Origin of the sequence: Streptomyces spectabilis (genome assembly GCF_008704795.1) — a bacterium.
Classification (GTDB): Bacteria; Actinomycetota; Actinomycetes; order Streptomycetales; family Streptomycetaceae; genus Streptomyces; species Streptomyces spectabilis.
This window is the reverse complement of record NZ_CP023690.1, coordinates 171,067-188,809: the sequence shown is the minus strand read 5'-3', so window position 1 is coordinate 188,809 and position 17,743 is coordinate 171,067. Positions and strand designations below refer to the sequence as shown.

Below are 17,743 nucleotides of genomic sequence, written 5' to 3'. Positions count from 1 at the left end.
CGGCGGTTGTGGCGGTCTGCGGATGGGGTATGCCGTCGTGAAACTTGTGGGCCGCGCGGTGCGCAGCGTGCTCGTTCACACCAGGGGGAAGGGGAAGCTGTCCGGCCATTGCTGTCCGGGGATGAGGCTGACCAGCCAGTAGCTGGCGGCGATGCTCAGGGCGCAGACGTTGATGAAGCCGATGCCCGCGAGTGTCCGGGCCGTGGTGTGCAGGCGGCTGGGGAGCCGGTGGACGCCCCGTGTGATCGTCGATCCGGGGCCGTGCTGGGAGTAGTGACGCCAGACCAGGTACGGGACGGTGGCCCACAGCAGGCCCATGATCACGGCGTAGTAGACGGGCATCTGGTACCAGGCGCCTGCGGCGAGGGTGAGGGCGGGGAACCCGGCGGGGTAGGACCAGACGCCGGAGAGGATCCAGAGCCATTCCAGTACGACGTCGACGACGGCTCCGACGGCCACGGCTGCGAGGATGAAGCGGATCCCGCTCAGGTGGGGGCGTCGGCGCAGGAGGACCAGCCATACCGCGAAGGCCGTGACGACGGGCCAGATGCCGCTGGTCAGGAATCCAACCCCCGCACCGAACAGCGGTTCTATCTGGCTCGCGGCGTCCGGGCTGCTCCATCCGGGGATGTGCGGTCCCCACGTGGGGACATGGATCGTTGCGGGGTTGTAGAGCGTGCCGTGGTGCCGGAACTGCAGCAGCGGCCCCATCCAGAACACCGATGCGTAGCCGGTGCACAGCGCGGCTTCGAAGGTGTAGGTGCGGTGCCGTCGGCAGTGCAGGACGGCGCACACGATGAGCGCGACGGCGATGAGGAGGACTCCGCCCTGCCCGGCCCAAACCTTGATCTGGTCTGCGGTGCTGAGGGCGGAAGTGTCGCCGGTCCTGGGGTGGAACCCGTCTGTGGTGAGCCACCGGACCATGACGTAGGCCCCCATGAGAGGGCTCAGGATTCCGGCGGCCGCGAAGTACAGGACCGGGCGGCGCCACCAGCCGGCGGCCGCTGCGGGAGGCGGTGTTGCCGGGATGGGCTGGGGGGTGCGGAGTGTGTGTTCCGTCATGTCAACGGCCCTCCACAGTGAGGTCGTCGTGCGCAGGGGTGTGGTCGTGCGGCGTCGGAGGGAGCTTCATGGCCTCCAGCAGCGCGTCGGCCAGGGCCGCGGCACTGGGGTTGACCCAGATGACGCCGGGCTTGATCTTGATGTGCAGCGCGTTCTGGAGGCGTTGCTGGAGCTGTACGGCGCCGAGCGAGTCCAGGCCCAGAACGACCAGGCTGGTGTGGGCACCGATGTGGCGGGCGGTATTGCCGAGCAGTTCACGGACCTGGTCGATGACGAAGTCCTGCAGGAGCTGGTGGCGTTCGGCGGCGTTGTCCGTCGTGAGGACCGCGTCGCGCACTGGAGACGTATCGTCCACGGCGGCGGGGGCGTCGGTGAGCAGCTCGGCCAGGAGGGTGGAGTGGCGGAGGGCCGGGTACGGCGCGGTCCACACGGCGGCGTCGATCGGTGAGTAGGCGATCTGGTGGTGCCCTTCGGTCAGGATGCGCTCGAAGGCGTCCGTGCCGTCGCCCGGGTTGATCATCACGAAGCCGCGGTCGACGAGGTGTTGGCCGCGGCCGACCTGGGACCAGGCGCCCCAGTGGATACCGGTGGCAGGCAGGCCCAGGGCGAGGCGGTGGGTGACCAGGGCGTCGAGGAAGGCGTTAGCGGCCGCGTAGGCGCCCTGCCCCGGGGAGCCGATCAGGGAGGCGATGGAGGAGTAGAGGACGAAGTGGTCCAGCTCCGCGCCGAGGGTGGCGCGGTGCAGTGCCCAGGCGCCCTCGGCCTTACCGCGCCAGACCCGGTCCAGCAGGGCGGTGTCGAGGTTGGTGAGGGTGGCGTCCTCCACCACCCCGGCCGCATGGATGATGCCCCGCAGCATGGCCCCGTTGGCGCGGGCCGCGGCGAGCGCCCGGCGGACGGTGTCTTCCTCGGCGATGTCGCCGAGAACCACCTCGACGGCGGCGCCGGTGGCCGTGCGTAGTTCCTCCAGGGCCCGTTCGGCCTCCGGGCCGGGCGCGCTGCGGCCGGCCAGGACGAGGCGGCAGGCGCCGCGTTCCGCGAACCGGCGGGCGGTGAGCAGGCCCAGCCCGCCCAGGCCGCCGGTGATCAGGTAGCCGCCGTCGGGGCGGACCAACGGGGAGGGCGGACTCGCCGGGTGGCGTGGCCCGGGACCGCGGCGGACTTGGGTGAGGCCGCGCGCGCCGTGGTGCCAGGAGATTTCGGTGACCGGGGTGGGCTCCTTCAAGAGGTCTGGCAGAACGGCCTCCAGGGCGGTGCTGCCGGACAGCTCCAGGCTGCTGGGTTTCAGCTCGGGGTGTTCGAAGGCGGCGGTGCGCAGCAGCCCGCGGACTCCGGCGGCGGCCAGCGGCTGGTCCGCCCGGCACAGCACCCACAGGCGGGGCGGCGTCGGGCGGGCGGCCAGCGTGCGGAGCACGGTCAGCACGCGGAGTACGGCGGCGCGGCCACCGTCCGCGGCGGCCTGTGTGTCCTCGCCGTTGAGGGCGAGCAGCACATGGCTGGGCGAGGGCCGGCTGTCGTCGTCCAGGGTCTTGGTGAGCTGTTCCGGGTCGAGCGGGCGGCCACAGGGCCAGCTGAGCAGGTGGCTGCCTGCGGCATGCTTGCTGAGCATGAGGTGCAGGCGCTCGCTCCACAGAGTGTCCTGTGGGGCCACAACCAGCCACTGCTGGGCGGTGGTCCGCTCCAGCGTGGGCGGCGGCGCGGGGGTCCAGGTGAGGTGGGCGAGGCGGTCGGTGTAGCGCTGTTCGGGCGGGGTGATGTTGGTCAGGCGCAGGCCGCGCAGTTCGGCGACGACGGTGCCGTCGTCGGTGGCCAGGGTGCCGGAGGCGGTGCAGGTGAGGTCGTCGGCGTGGTGCAGGGTGACGGAAGCGTGCCGGGCGTGGCCGGTGGGCCCGTAGATCCGGATCTCGTCGAACCCGGCAACCACCACTGGGCCGGGGCTGGTGGCGCAGGTGTCCAGCCAGGCGGCGACGGCGGTCTGTACGAACTCGTCGGCCAGCGCCGGGTGCAGGCGCATCGCGGCGGCGGAGACGCGCGCGCTGTCGGCGATCCGGACCGCCGACAGCGCGCCGCCGCGCTCGGGACGGAGCCGGATGCGGTCGATGGCCGCGAAGGCGGGGCCGTGGTGGACGTCGTGCCGTTCCCGGAAGTGCCGGTACAGAGCGGCCGGGGCGGTGTCGCGCCAGTCGCCGGTGGGCCGGTGCACGGCGTCCGGGCAGGGGGCCGGGGCGGACGTGGCAAGCGCCTGTACGGCTGCATGGGCATGGATCACGGTGCCGTCGGCGGTGCGGGTGAGGACCTCGGCACGCCACTGGTCGCCGTCGACGGTGAGGTGGGTGGTGACCTCGGGCTCAGGGTCAAGGACCAGTGGCGCCTCGATACGCAGTCCGGTGAGCAGGACGGGGCCGGCGTCCAGCACCTCGGCGGCGGCCAGGATCATCTCGGCGAATCCGGTGCCCGGCAGCACGGGGAGGCCCGCCACCTTGTGGTCGGCAAGCCAGGGCAGCCGACGGGGGCCCAGCGGGGTCTGCCACAGATGACGGCCGGGCCGGTCGGGGTCGTGCACGTGGCCGCCGAGCAGCGGATGCTGGCCGGCTGCCGGGAAATGCGGCGCGACGAGGGTGTACGGGGCGGCGGTGCCACCATGTCGGGTGCGGTTCCAGGCGGTGGTGGGCAGGTCCACCAGCTGTCCGTCCCCGTAGCGGCTGGCGAGGTCGAGAGCGCCGCATCCAGCCGCGTGGGCTGTGGCCAGATGAGTGAGAAACGCCTCCTGATCCGCTGCACCGCGGCGCAGTGAGCCGACCGTGACGACGTCGTCGACACCCGTCTGACGGGCGATCTCGTGGATCGGCCGGGCGGCGAGCGGGTGCGCAGTGCACTCGACGAAGAGCCGGTGCCCGTCGGCGAGGGCGGCGGTCACCGCCCGCTGAAAGTGCACGGTGTCGCGCTGGTTGCGCACCCAGTAGGAGGCATTCAGCGGACCGGGGCCGCGCGGGTCCTCGCTGACCGTGGAGTAGAAGCGGATGTCACCGGGCAGGGCGTCAGGCAACTCGGACAGCACGGCGTGCAGATCATCGATGACCGGGTCGACCTGCGAGGAGTGCGAGGCCACGTTCACGTCGACCATCCGGGCCACGGTGCCGGTCTCGTTCCAGTGCTCGACCAGGGCGCGGACCTGCGCCGCGTCGCCGGAGATCACCGTGGTGCGAGGTGCGGTGAGCACCCCCAGGTCGACGCCGTCGGCCCCGGCCGACTCCAGCGCCGCCCGGGTCTCCTCGGCGCTGAGCAGCACCGAGGCCATCGCACCATGGGCGATCCGCGCCAGCAGGGCCGCCCGGCGGCAGATCACCTTCGCCCCGTCCTCACGCGAGAGCACCCCGGCGACCACCGACGCCGCCACCTCGCCGAGCGACTGCCCGATCACCGCAGCTGGTTCCAAGCCCCAGGAACGCCACAGTTCCGCCAATGCCACCTGCACCCCGAACAGGGCGGGCTGAATTCGGTCGACGCCGACCGGCCCCTCCGGCTCCTCGATCATGGACCGCAGGGAGAACCCCGACTCGGCGAAGATCAGCGCCTCCAGCTCATCAACGGCGGCGGCGAACGCCGGCTCGCTCGCCAGGAGTTCCCGGCACATCCCGGGATACTGCGAGCCCTGCCCCGTGAACACGAACACCGGCCCCGGATGCCCGGGCGCCAGCAGCGGCACACCGCTGGCCACCCCGTCCGTTTCATCCTCCCCGGCGAAGGCCCGGGCGCGCGCCCGTAGCTGCACCGTGTCCGCGGCGACGATGCCGAGCCGGTGTTCCGCATGGCGGCGGCGCATGGCCAGGGTGTGCGCCACATCGCCCAGATCCGCCTGCGCACCCGGGCCCTCCAGCCAGGCGGCCAGCCGCCTGGCCGAGTCGGCGAGCGCCCCGGCCGAGTCCGCCGACAGCAGGAACAGCCGCGGCCCGTCCGCGGCGTGCCGGGCGGCCTTCCGTGCACGCCTGCGGCGCGGCGCCGGCGCCTGCTCCAGCACCACGTGCGCATTGGTGCCGCTCACCCCGTACGAGCACACCGCGGCTCGCCGTGGCACGCCGTCTACCGGCCACTCGGTCAGCTCGGTCGGCACGAACAGCCGCGAGCCCGCGTCCCGGTCGATGCCCGGGTTCCACGAGCGGAAATTCTGGTTGGGCGGGATCACCCCGCGACGCAGGCACTCCACCGTCTTGATCAGCCCAGCGATCCCGGAGACCGGCTCACAGTGCCCGATGTTCGTCTTGACCGAACCGAGCGCACACCGCCCCCGCCCCTTGCCGTACACGGCGTTGATGGAGGTGTACTCGATCGGGTCACCCACCGCCGTACCCGGCCCGTGCGCCTCGACCAGACCCACCTCGCCGGGGTCGATGCCTGCCCGCCGCACGGCCTCGCGGAACAGTTCCTGCTGCATCTCGGTGGACGGCGCGGTCAGCCGGGTGGCCTGGCCATCGTTGTTGACCGCGCTGCCCCGGATCACCGCGAGCACCCGGTCCCCGTCCCGCTGAGCATCCGTCAGCCGCTTGAGCAGGATCATCCCCGCGCCCTCACCGCGCACATAGCCGTCGCCCCGGGCATCGAAGGCATGGCAGGCACCACGCCGCGACAGCAGCAGCGGCGCCTCGAAATAGTGGGTCTGCGGCGCCAGCATCAGCAGCACACCACCAGCCAGCGCTGCATCGCACTGCCCCAGGGCCAGCGCCCCGCAGGCGGTGTCCAGGGCCACCAGCCCCGCGGAACAGTGCGTGCCCACCACCATCACCGGGCCGCGCAGGTCCATCGCGAACGCCACCCGACCCGCGGGACCGGCATGGTAATTCCCGAAGAGATAGGGGCTGTTGGGGGCGTCCTCCACCGGGCGGGCCTCACGGAAGAGGTTGTCCAGGGCGTACGTGCCCACATAGACGCCGGTGCGGGTGGCACGCAGCTGGTCCACCGGGAGTCCGGCGTGCTCCACCGCCTCCCGGGCAGTCTCCATCAGCACCCGGGCCTGCGGATCCACCCACTCGCGCTCGGCCGGCGCAACCGACAGCGCCTCGGGTTCCCAGGCCCAGACGTCCCCGTCCAGGAAGCAGCCCACAGCGGCCCGTTCCCGCAGCTCCGGGTCGTGCAACAGCGCGAGCTTCTGGGCGTCCCAACGGTCGGCCGGGACCGGGCCAACCGTCTGCCGACCGTCCGCCGCCAGCTGCCACAGCCCCTCCGGCGTCTCCACTCCCCCCGGGAAACGGCACCCCACACCGGTGACCGCGATCGGTTCCGCACCCAGTGCCGACACGACGCCCCCGTCCTACTCTGCTATGGCTGTGCTGTAGGCGAACCGGAACACCGGCACCCGCCGCCCCTCAATCAGCTCGGTCTCACCCGTGGGCTCGAACCGCTGATGCCGCCCGTAGAAGGCCACCACCACCCGTGACACATCAACATGACCGTCCGCAAGCCGGTACAGGCGCGGGAGCTCCGGCGGACCACCCATCAGCACAACCAGCCGCCCCGATCCCGTCACCACCTCGCCTGGCATCTCCCCACCTCACCATCCACAGACACGGCCGTGGAACCGCCTGTGCGAGAGCGCTACGGACGGTTCCTCCCCTCCCAACTTGGCCCGCACAGAGCAAACCGGAAGGCGCATGGACACGGCGCGTGGCGTGCGCCAGACGTGACGCCGGTCCTCACACGCCCCAGACAGGCGCCCCCTGAACGGCCTGAATCTGCAGCAAATCCCGGCCCTATCGCGGCAGAGCCTGCTGACCGCCCTCGGGGCCCGACGCGATACCGCTCATGCGCCCCTCACAACGTCCTGCAGGGCCGACGCCGGGGCGGCACGCCGCTTACATCCCAGCGGCCGGATTATCCGTGGCGACACAACGAGCCAACCGTGCAGGAGACGGTAACCGCGGACCGGGAATCGGTGTCGATGCGGTGCCAGCGCAGGCCCGGCACACCGTCGAGGGCGGACTGGACGCCCGGCACAGTCCTCGTAGCGGGCCAGGCGGGCTGCGGCCTTCTCTCCCTCGTCGCTGCCGCGCCGAGTCAGTTCCGTGCCGCAGGCGCCGCACCGGTCCGGCCTCGTGGGCTCGACCTGCGCCGGGTGGCGCGGGTCGTCGGGGTCCGGGTCGCAGCCGGTGCAGACGCGGCGGGTGGCCGGGCGCTCGGCGAGCGTGTCGGGGTGGGCGGTGAGCTCGACCACGGTGAGAGGGCGGCTGCGGGAGCGGCTCATCACGTGCACCGCGGCGGCCTGCTTCCTGTTGCCGGGGAAGCCTTCCAGGATCAGGGGCCGGTCCGCGGTGGCATCAAGTGCGTCGCGAACCAGGGCGTCCGCGATCAGGTTCGGGATCCAGCCCAGCGGATCCGTACTGGGCAGCGACCAGCGGGTCCGTGGGCGCTGCTTGGTGGGCGGCTTCGCGGACCCGGCAGACCTCCGCGCTGAGTGCGGCGGCCAGCACGCGGGTCAGGGTGGTCTTGCCCGCGCCGGGCGGGCCGAGGACGGCCACGACGGGGCAGGGGACGGCTTTCAGTGTTCCTCCAGTGAGCAGGAAGACGTAGGGGGAGGCGGCTCGGGGCTGTGCCGGGGGCAGGGCCCCGGCAGTTCGCTGTCCGGGGTGCTGCGGATCGTGAGCATCTGGACTGCCCACCACCGTGGCCGGACAGGGGCCGGGGCCGATGCAGTGTTGCACCACCACACGCCCCCGGCGTTCGGGCGCCGCACGGATGCGATCACCACAACGCTGAGCATGGGGGCCTGCGTACCTACGAGGGCGGACGAAGCGCGATCGCTGCCGCTCCGTCGGGGGCGGCCGCCTGGCAGGGGCAGGCCGGCGGCCGCCACTGATTGCAGTTCGGGCATCGCCCCCTGCGAGCAGGAGCAGTACGACGAGTTGCGGCAGCGCCCGCAGGAACCGGCAGCGGGCGATCCCCTCGCCGCAGACCGGACACGAGACCTGCGGAACCGTGCGGGGAACCGGAAGCAGCAGAGGCTTCTTGAGCAAGATCATGAATCTGGGGCATCCTCGGGTAGGCATAGCGCATGACGGCGGTCAGGAGAGGCCGGAGCGAAGGATCACGAGCGACACCGCCACGGCGACGCCCGCCAAGATGATCAGCCTTCCGAGCACGGTCCGCTCCTTCCTCGGCAAGGGACCCGCCGCGCCCGCACCAGCGGGGGTTGAGGATGCGGACGCGGCGGGAGAGAGGGGCCCGGGAGCGGGGCCAGCGGGTTCCCCGCTCCCGGGATTCCCGCTACTGCGCGTGGTTGTGGAGGCCGCACGCAGAGGCGGGGGTGGGCGGCGCCCCCACGACGCCGCACCGGCCGCCGCCACCGCGATGCCCCATGGGCAGGGGCGCCTGCGGTAGCGACGACGTGTGGGCCCGCCACACCACCCCCCCCGAAGGGCGTGGCCGGTGTTCAAAGCCGGGGCAGCGGTGCAAGCCAGCAGCTGCCCCCGGGGCCCGCCCCGGGCGGATCTGGCCGGGACAAGCCCGGGGCGGGGGTGGGCAGCACGAACGGGGGGCCGCGGCTGCCCTGACCCGTCAGCGACTAGGCCTCTCCCCGGGCCGTCGCTGACGGGAGTTCATGACTGGGGCCAGGCTCACTGGCCCCAGTCCCCGGCCTGAGAATGTGACGTCCCTGGCCGGGAGCTTCGGCGCGGCCTACAGGGGCCGCTCGCTGTCAGTCGTCCACGACATCGACGACGACGCCCACGATGCTGACGCCGGATGCGAACCCGACTTCGTCATCAACCGCCGCCCCCTTCGCCCGCTCGGGCCGTGTGGAAGGCGGTACCGAGCCCTCACAGAGGGCGTACGCCGCTCCCTTCCACCCGGGAGTCTGGTGGAGGTCTTTCATCGTCACCGGGTTCCCTCCTTGGGTGTAGGAGCCACCACGCCAGCGCTTCCGTGTAGTCACGTGCCGGCCCATCGGGCCCTGGGGCCCGTCGCACGCGTGCAGGATGCACGCGTGCGACAGGAGCATTGAGCACCGTGACGGCGCTCTCCCTGGGGCGGTGTCCGGGCCCGCGAGGCACCCTTCCCGCGAGACCGGACACCTTGGGGCCCGTCGCGCCAGCACCAGACCGTGACTTCTGTGGGTGTGCTGACGTGACGGCCCCTTCGCGGCAGCAGAATCAGAGCAACGCCGCATGCATCCGAGACCGCGGCCGCAGCGCCGCACTCGAGGGTGATTTCCCCCGGAGTGCGAGCGGGGCCAGGACAGCCTGCATAGCCCGGTGAAAATCCCAGCCTTCTGCGGTCACCCCCTCCGAGCCAGAAGGGGATCTCTCCACGCCACCCGCCCCCGGGAACGCGGAGAAGCTCTATCAAGGTGCGCCGGTCGGCGCGCGGACGGTCACGGATCCGGCAGCGCGTCCACGACACGTTCCGGGACGCTCACCGACGGAAGCTCCCCACCCCCGGCACCTGGAGGTCCTTGTCTGCCAGCCCGGCGCGGGCACCCCGCGCCGGGACCACCCTGCCCGGGGCGCATACACGTCTCCGGCGGCCATCGCACGCGTCGCCGCGCGCAGCCGTCCAGGCCCGTCAGACGGTGGTCACACAGATAGAAGGGGTTGCACCGACGCTCTCCAGCCCTGTGTCCCTCGAGATCGCGATGGGCCACACGTGGGAGGGCGTGCGTCAGTCAGTCCTCATCAGCGCCGTCCTCGGCGAGCGGCCGGGTGTCGAGGTCGTCGGCCCAGGGCAGTGCCCAGGCGCGGAGTGCGGCTATGTGTTGCGGGTGTAGGCCGTAGTCGGTGAAGTCTTCGGCGTCCCGTCATTCGGCGCGGCGTCATGGCGCCATGTACGGCATGACGACGAACCGAAAGGTCCATGCCGCGTAGACGGCCAGGACACATCCGAGCCGGCATCTCCCGCCGCCACCGCGTACCAGGCGCGACCCCCGTCATCGACGGTCTGTCCTCGCGTGCGCTGTCCGAGATCTGCTGTCTTGAACGCACCCGAAACTATCTCCAGCCGGGCGGCGTCAGCGCAGCCGTGCGCTTGTGGAAGGACTACGTTCGTCGTCCCGAGCGCGAGCTGTGGCACGACTACGAGTGGGGCAACGTGCACTGGTACTGCTGCGGCAATCCCCTTGAAGCGCGCGCTCTTCTCGACACCGTGATGCAGGCCATGTCGCCTGGGACATGGCTTTCCCTTCGTTGTGTTTGCGCTGGCAGTAATACTGGGAGACGGGGCAGCAGCGCTGGTTGGCCATCGCGGCGAGGCAGCAGGCTCGCAACAGGCCGCGATGGTAGTGGCGGGGCCGGTGCAGGTTGCCGCGAAGGCGGCCGGAATCGTGTGGGACCGGGGCCAGTCCGGCGAAGCCCGCCAGCCGGCCGGGGTGCCGAACGCCGTCAGGTCTCCGCCGGTGGCGGCGCTGAACTCGGCCCCGAGGCGGGGCCCCATGCCGGGCAGGGTCTCGATCACCTTGGCGTGCGGAAGGTCGTGAAAGCGGGCCTTGATGAGCGCATCGAGTTCGGCGAACTCCGCGTCCAGGTCCAGCATGCCAGTCGCGATCCGGGCCACCATGTCCATGGCCAACTTCTCTCCGGGCAGTGCGGTGTGCTGGGCTTCCGCCGCCTCGACGACGGTCCGGGCGAGTGGGGAAGGGCTCCGGGCGGCCAAGCTTTTTCAGCTATCAAACGGCGACAAGCTCACTGCCGTACCGGGGGCCCTCGGGCTCACCGATCCCTTCCTGGAGGGACGTCTGCTGACTGGCCAGCCCTATGGCGCACACCGTCAGCACCTGACGCAAGAGTGCCGACTGGCCCGCGCTGGTCAGTGCCAGCGTCCGTACCCGGGCACAGCCGCCAGGCCCTGGAGCTTGCCCGCCCTCGCCAGTTGAGGAGCCTCATCCTGAAGCGTCGGGACTCGATGGCGGCTGCCCGGCTCGGTATCGCCGGGCGAGCCCCGCGCAGCGCCCGACGGCTGAAGTCGTCTGCGCATGATGGCGGCCCTGGTGCTGGCGGGCTGCGTGTTCCGCTCAGCGGAACAAGAGTTGCCTGGGTTTCGAGTGTGTCGCAACGCTGTCTTCGACATATCAGAACTTGCTGTCGATGTGTGGCTGGTGCGCAGGGCTGCCTTGAGACGAGTTCTTGCCTACACACTTTCAAGGGGGCTTCGTGGAACCGTTGTTCCGTATGTCATTGGTCCGTCCCGCGGTGAGTCAGGACGGGGACCGCCCGAGCATCGACCTCTCTCAACAGTCCGCATTCCAGAACGCGTTGGCCTCCGCGGCCACCTCCGAGAAGCCGCGTGTCGAGGCACGCAAGGCCGCGACGCAGTTCGTGGCGTCGGCCGGGTTCGTCGGTGATCCGTCGCGCACTCCGCTGGCCGCGCAGACAGCCGCCTTCACGGCCACGCTCGGTCGGGTGCTGGCGGCTCCGCCCAGCCAGCCCGGCGCGTTGCGTACGGCGGTGGTGAAGGCCGTACGCGACACCTACGGCTCCGAGCCGTCCGTCCTCGTCGCGTCCCAGCCCTACCTGGACGCCGTCGCCAAGCTTCGGGACAGCCTGCTGGCCATCAAGTACCTGCCGGGGGAACACGGCCGGCCGCTGGCCGCCCTCACCGAGCAGCTGCGCCACCTGGACCTGATCGCCCGGCTGGCGACCGACACGTCCTTCCCCGCGAAGGCGGACGACGCCCATCGCACCCTGCGTCGTCCCCTGCGGTTGCCGCGACCCACCGGGCTGGAACCCGAGCTGTCCACCAAGGCGGCCGAGCAGCGGCAGCGGGAGCGGGAGGCCCAGGCTGCCGCGGCCCGCCGCGAGCGCGCCGCCACACTGCTGACCACCCACCGACGGCTGCGGGAGGCGGTGGGCGAGCTGACCGGACTCGGCGGCGAGCACCTGCAGTCCACCCAGCAGACCCAGGGCGCGGGCACCGTACCCCCGGAGGAGTTCCAGCCGGCGGCCGCGCTGACCCGGCAGGTGCACTTCCACAGCAAGCTCGGCGAGGCCAATCTGCGGGCGCTCGGCGGGCCCGTGCCCCCGGCGGCATCAGCCGATGCTTCCGGGAACGGGGCGCGTGCGGCCGACGGCCCGGACCCGGCGGGCACCGGTGCGGAGCCCCGTACGGACGGCGACACGGGGCCGACTCCGGCCTCCGGCGATGCGCCGGACGCCGCCACGGCCGGTGAGGGTGACCCTCCGACCCCGCCCCCTCTGCCCGTGGAGGGAGCGGCCCACCTCGCAGGCCAGCTCTTCGGCGCCCGCCCCGATCTGCTCTCCGGCACCCCGCCCTTCAAGCCGTCCGCCCTGTCCGACCTCGGTTTCCGGCTGAACCAGGCGGCGGCCGACAAGCTCAGTCCCGGCACCAAGACCGTGCTAACCGATCGGGGGATCAGCCCGGTGGGTCAGCCGCTGGACCGCATCGTGGACACGCTCAGGGACGAACAGGACGTGATCGGCGGCGAACTGGAGACCCTGGTGGGCCGGCCCACCAGGCTCAGCGTGAAACGCGTGGGCGACACCCTCGTCACCGTCTCCACCCCCTTGCCCTCCCCGTGGACGGCCCTGGTCGTCGGTACGACACCGCCGCCGGAGCAGATCCCCCTGGAGGACGACCGCGTACCGCGCAGCCGCGGCACGGTGGCCCCCTCCGGGGTCGCCGACCTGATCCTGGTCCGCCAGCAGTTGGTCGGGTACGAGGGCGCGGACATCGCGCACATCGAGAACGTGCTGCGGGGCGAGAGCAAGCAGCGGGAGCACACCCGCCGCCAGGAGACTGAGCAGATCACCGTCAGCGAGTCGGAGGTCACCACCACCGAGGAGCGGGAGCTGGAGTCCACCGACCGCTATGAGATGACGCGCGAGGCCAGCACGGTCATCAAGGAGGACGCGCAGCTCAAGGCGGGTCTGACGGTCTCGGGCAAGTACGGTCCCACGATCGAGTTCACCGCCTCCGCCGAGGGGTCGCAGTCCCGGAACAAGGAGGAGGCCACCAAGTCGGCCGCGGTGTTCGCACAGGACGTGACGCAGCGCAGCGCCAACCGGATCTCCGAGCGGGTCCTGGAGCGCACCTCGCTGCGCGTCACCACCGAGGTGACGGAGAAGAACAGCCATGGCCTGGACAACCGGAACGGCCTGAACAACATCTCCGGGGTGTACCAGTGGGTCAACAAGGTCTACGAGGCCCAGATGTACAACTACGGCCTGCGCACCATGTTCGACTTCATGATCCCCGAGCCGGCCGCGTACTTCGTGGAGACGCTGCAGTCGGCGCACGCCAGCGCCGTGGACCTGAAGAAGCCTCGGCAGTTCTCCCTGCGCCCCGACCAGATCACCGAGCTGAACTACGCCCAGTGGGTGCAGCTCTACGACGCGACGGACGTCTCCCCGCCGCCGGAGCCGTACCGGACGAAGTCCTTCGACTACAAGGCGGGCGGCGGCGACAGCAAGACCGACTACACCCACTCCGGCCAGGTGGCCATCGACGACGGCTACATGGCCGTACAGGTCTCCTGCGGGGCGCTGTTCAACCTGTGGGAGCAGGGCTGCTGCGTCGACGTGCTGGTGGGCAACCGCGCCCACCGGTTCAGCAATGACGGCGACTGGCTGTGGACCACCCCGCTGGCCGAGGAGCGCGACTCGGTGCCGGTCGCCATCCAGACCTGGCGGCTCGCCCATGTCGCCGTCGGCATCGAGGTGAAATGCCAGCGCACCGAGCGCGCCATGCGCAAGTGGGCGCTGGACACCCACGCCAAGCTCACCAACGCCTACCGGGCCCGGCTCGCGGAGTACGAGGAGAAGCTCGCCGCCCTCCAGCTCCAGGCCGGGGTGCCGATCCAAGGCCGCAACCCCCGGGCCAACCAACTCCTCATCGCCGACGAACTGCGCAAGAACTGCGTCAGCATCCTCACCGACCAGCACTTCGACCTGTTCGGTGCGATCGAGGTGAAGCAGGGGCCGGGCGGCTCTCCCCTCTCGCAGATCGACGTCCAGGAGGCCGCCGCCGAGGGCGCGTACGTGCGCTTCTTCGAGCAGGCCATCGAATGGGAGCACCTGACCTGGGTGGCGTACCCGTACTTCTGGGGCCGCAAGGAGCAATGGGACGAGCGGTTGAGCTACGACGACCCGGACCCGCAGTTCAACGAGTTCCTCAAGGCCGGCTACTGCCGGGTGACCGTGCCGGTGCGCCCCGGCTTCGAGGGGGCCATCGACCACTACATGAACTTCGGCGAACTGTGGAACGGCGGCCCGCTTCCCCCCATCACCAGCCCCCTCTACCTGCCCATCGCCGAGGAGATCGCCGAACGCCTCGACCGCCCCGGAGCCGAGGTGCCCCAAGGCGACCCGTGGCGGGTCCGCATCCCGACCACCCTGGTCAAGCTGCGTCCGGACGACAAGCTCCCGACCTGGCACAAGGACGGCTCGGGGGAGTGGGTCGAGGACTGAAGGCAACACCGGGGCAAAGGACCACCACCGGCGCCGTGGCGGCGGCACACCAGCGGCGGGCGAGGCGCGGAACACGACACGAGGACAGGAGAGGAGACCGTCGATGCCGGTGAACGCGAGGCCGTTCCTGGAGCAGTTGGCCGCCGCGGAGCTGCGGCTGTTCCAGCACCTGCTGCGCCCGCGCACGCCTGCCGACGAGGTCGCCGTCGCGCGCCGCACGGTGGACATCATGCGCGAGGACGTGGCCACGGGTCCCGCCCTTGCACAGGCGTACGCGGGCGGCGGGCGGGGCCGCACCACCGGCCTCAGCGGCCCGGAGCGCTGGTACGCCGCCGTGCTGGAGCGAGCAGGGCGTGAGGTGAACCGGCCGGTCGACGCCGATCTGCTCGCGCGCAAGCACCTGGAGTACCTCGCCTTCGCGGGTCGATTGCGCACCCAGGTGGCAGTGCAGCAGTCCTACACCAAGGACCCGCGCAACGGCGTCGACTACCTGATCACACCCAACGAGAAGACCTCGAAGCTGTACATGACCGCCGTCGCCGACGAGTTGATGACCTGGTTCCGCGCCCAGCCGTACGACACCGCCTTCCTGCGACTGTCGGCGGAAGCCGGCTACTACACGGTCTTCCTGCCCCAGCGCCCCGACGTGGTCGCCCTGCTGCGGGCCGCCCAGCGGCTGCTGCCGGACGTCGAGCGCGGTGAGATCCCCATCGAACCGCCGCTGGAGGCCGAACTGTTCGAGACCGCCGTCGGCTCCCTGCCCCTGATCGGCAGCATGCTCGCGGCGTACGAGGCGTACGAGGGCCGCGACCTCTTCGGCTACCGGCTCGGCGACATCGAGCGCGCGGTCCTGCTCGCCACCCTCCTGCTGCCGTTCGCGGGCCGGATGGTCAAGGCGGGCCGCCTGATGTACACCGAATCCCGGCTCGCCCGCCTGTACGGCCACGACGGCGCCGCCTGGCGGCGCCTGGTCCTCACGGCCGACCGGATGGCGGTCAACGGCCCGGCCGTCCAGTCCGTGCGGCAGGCCGAGGAGGCCCTGCGCGTCGAGGGCCGCATCACCGGGAAGCTCGGCCGGGAGGCGGCCGACGGACTGCCCAAACTCCTCCGCGGTGGACGCGGTGCCTCCGGCGGTGGCGCAGGCCGGGTGGCCGGGGACCTCGATGACGAGATCGAGGCGCTGCTCCGCCGGATGACCGGCCGGCACCCCGTGCTCGAGGACCTCGACGTCCCCGCGGTGCGCCGGGTCCTTTCCAAGGGGCCGTACGTCAACAACCTCAAGGGCCAGTTGCTGGAGGAACTGGTCGAGAACCGCATCGTCCCGTGGCTGCGACTGCGCACCGGCCCCCAGGCACTGGGCATCAGGGCCTACCGCGAGAAGCTGGAGTTCATCCCCGGCCACCTCATCTCCGACCGGAGCGGCGGCGCGGTCACCGACGGCATCCTCGCGATCCGCCGGAACGGCGTCCTGCACATCGAGGCGATCTTCGAGGCCAAGGCCGGCTTCGGCCAGACCGCCCGCGGCCTGAGCAGGGGACGCGGCGGTCTGTCCTCCCTCAAGAGCGCCGAGGACCGGGCCACGTTCCTGAGCCTCGTCAAGAACAAGTTCCGCAGCGAGCGCGAGATCGCCCGCGTCACCGGAAAGCCGTACCACAAGACCTTCTTGGAGCTGCAACAGGAGTACCAACTCGCCGAGGCGGGCGGCCAGTTCCGCAAGGACGTGGAGCGCCTTTCAGCCAGCGACATCGGAAAGCTGGAGCAGATCTACATCGGTGAGGAACTCGTCAAGGTCCGGATCTCGGCGACCAAGGTGAAGCTCTTCGCGGTCGTCCCCGGCGACCTCCCCGTGGCCCAGGCTCAACTCATTCGCGACGAGTTGGAGGCGGACCACTTCCAGTACGTCGAGATCATCGGCGCGGACACCACCCGCGCGGAGCTGAACCAGATGGCCGGGCAACTGAAGGGCCTGGCCCAGCGCCTGGCGGAGGAGGAGGCGCCCTGAGCGCCAGCTGCACATGCCGGTGCGGGACTGGTTCGGCGCCCGAAGGGGTCGTCGTGGCTGAAGACCAGCGGGCGCGGGCTGGCCTGCCGGGGATGTCGTCACGGCACGGATGGAGGGCGGGGGCGGGCGGACCGGCTGCCCTCAGGGCGGCTTCGGCGTCGACATGGCGTCTTAGTTGTAGGGTGAACGGGAGGCACCGGCCCGGGTCAGCTGATCGGGGAATCCCACAGTCCCTGGCCAGGGAACACTGCGACCCCTTGTGCGATCAAGAGCCTGCTGTGCGATCTTCCCACGCTCGCCCCCGCTGCCCGGCCCCCGCTCACCACCGCGCCCGTCATCGACTCCACCCATGATCACCGTCACCCACGTGCTGCTCTTGGACGTGCTGCTTCCCTGCCCCAGCTTCGCAAACGGGTCCGACCGTACACACCCTGAGATGGTCCCGCGGGCCCTGTCGGGGAGTCTCAGGGGTGCAACGTGTAGACGCAGAGGCCAGCCGTCGTGCCGACGGCTATGAGGCGCTCATCAGGGCTGTAGGCACAGGACAGCACACTGCCGTCCGTGCGCATCATGGTCACGGCCTCGCCGGTGGCCGGGTCATAGATCCGCACCGTCCTGTCGTCGCTGCCGATGGCCAGTTGGGTGCCGTCGGGGCTGAAGGCCAGCGTGCGCACCCGGCCGGAGTCGCACGTGAGGGTGCGCAGTGGCTCGCCGGTGCGTGCATTCCAGATCCGCGCTACTCCGCCTTGGCCGCCGGTGGCCAGCCGGGTGCTGTCCGGGCTGAACGCCACCGCACGCACCAAGCTGTCCATTTCTCCGAGACAATGGAGTATCCGGCCGGTGGCCGGATCCCGGAGGAACGCATCGATATAGTCGTCGCCACCCGTGGCCAGCAGAGTGCCGTCGGGGCTATATGCCACCGCGTGCACTCCTTCGGGCCCCCCGCCAAGGGGACCGTAGTCCCTTTCGTATTCGGTGCCGGGGAAGGTGCGGAGTATCTCGCCGGTAACAGGGTCCCAGATCCATACCTCGTCGGAGTCGATGGTGGCGAGGGCCAGGCAGGTGCCGTCCGGGCTGAACGCCACCGTTCCCATATGACTGCGGGGACCTGTGAGCGTGCGGAGCAGGCCGGGGTGGGGCAGGGCGGGAGACGGCCAGTGGTTCGTGAGGGCGGGGGTGCCGGGCGGAAGGGGGGGTGGTGGGCCAGTGCGGGGCGTTGATGCGGCTGCGCAGAATCGCGTCGAGGGCGTGCGGCTCAGTAGGAGTGAGCAGGTGT

Annotated in this window: 9 protein-coding genes; 2 read left to right on the top strand and 7 right to left on the bottom strand. The window is 71.1% G+C overall.

Translation table 11 applies throughout. The features are described 5' to 3' along the window. Positions 1–75: 75 nt before the first annotated feature. The 6 genes from CP982_RS00770 to CP982_RS43075 form a co-directional block, all read right to left on the bottom strand. Entirely contained in the window at positions 76–1,062 is a 987-nt protein-coding gene (locus CP982_RS00770) for a spirocyclase AveC family protein (RefSeq protein WP_150508663.1), read from the bottom strand. Between the two features lies 1 nt (position 1,063). Beyond that, positions 1,064–6,355 carry a type I polyketide synthase gene (locus CP982_RS00765; protein WP_150508662.1) on the bottom strand — a complete coding sequence of 1,764 codons (5,292 nt, stop codon included), beginning with the start codon at positions 6,353–6,355 and terminating at the stop codon, positions 1,064–1,066. A 12-nt stretch (positions 6,356–6,367) separates the two neighbouring features. Then, the gene (locus tag CP982_RS00760) at positions 6,368–6,598 is read right to left on the bottom strand and encodes a DUF5988 family protein (RefSeq protein WP_150508661.1); all 231 of its coding nucleotides are present in this window, start codon (positions 6,596–6,598) and stop codon (positions 6,368–6,370) included. A 258-nt stretch (positions 6,599–6,856) separates the two neighbouring features. Further along, entirely contained in the window at positions 6,857–7,402 is a 546-nt protein-coding gene (locus CP982_RS43180; RefSeq protein ID WP_372503499.1) for an adenylate kinase family protein, read from the bottom strand. Positions 7,403–8,746: 1,344 nt separating this feature from the next. Next, entirely contained in the window at positions 8,747–8,929 is a 183-nt protein-coding gene (locus tag CP982_RS00750; protein WP_150508660.1) for a hypothetical protein, read from the bottom strand. Positions 8,930–10,054: 1,125 nt separating this feature from the next. Continuing rightward, entirely contained in the window at positions 10,055–10,384 is a 330-nt protein-coding gene (locus CP982_RS43075; protein ID WP_308294326.1) for a hypothetical protein, read from the bottom strand. A gap of 910 nt (positions 10,385–11,294) precedes the next feature. Between CP982_RS43075 and CP982_RS42925 the strand changes: the two genes are divergently transcribed. Both CP982_RS42925 and CP982_RS00730 read left to right on the top strand, forming a co-directional pair. Then, entirely contained in the window at positions 11,295–14,465 is a 3,171-nt protein-coding gene (locus CP982_RS42925) for a hypothetical protein (RefSeq protein ID WP_150508659.1), read from the top strand. A 103-nt stretch (positions 14,466–14,568) separates the two neighbouring features. Further along, complete coding sequence (locus CP982_RS00730) at positions 14,569–16,467, top strand: hypothetical protein (protein WP_150508658.1); 1,899 nt, start codon at positions 14,569–14,571, stop codon at positions 16,465–16,467. A 464-nt stretch (positions 16,468–16,931) separates the two neighbouring features. Here the strand turns inward: CP982_RS00730 and CP982_RS00725 are convergent, their stop codons facing one another. Next, positions 16,932–17,552, bottom strand: coding sequence for a WD40 repeat domain-containing protein (locus tag CP982_RS00725; RefSeq protein WP_170316306.1), 621 nt, complete (start codon positions 17,550–17,552; stop codon positions 16,932–16,934). Positions 17,553–17,743 lie beyond the last annotated feature (191 nt).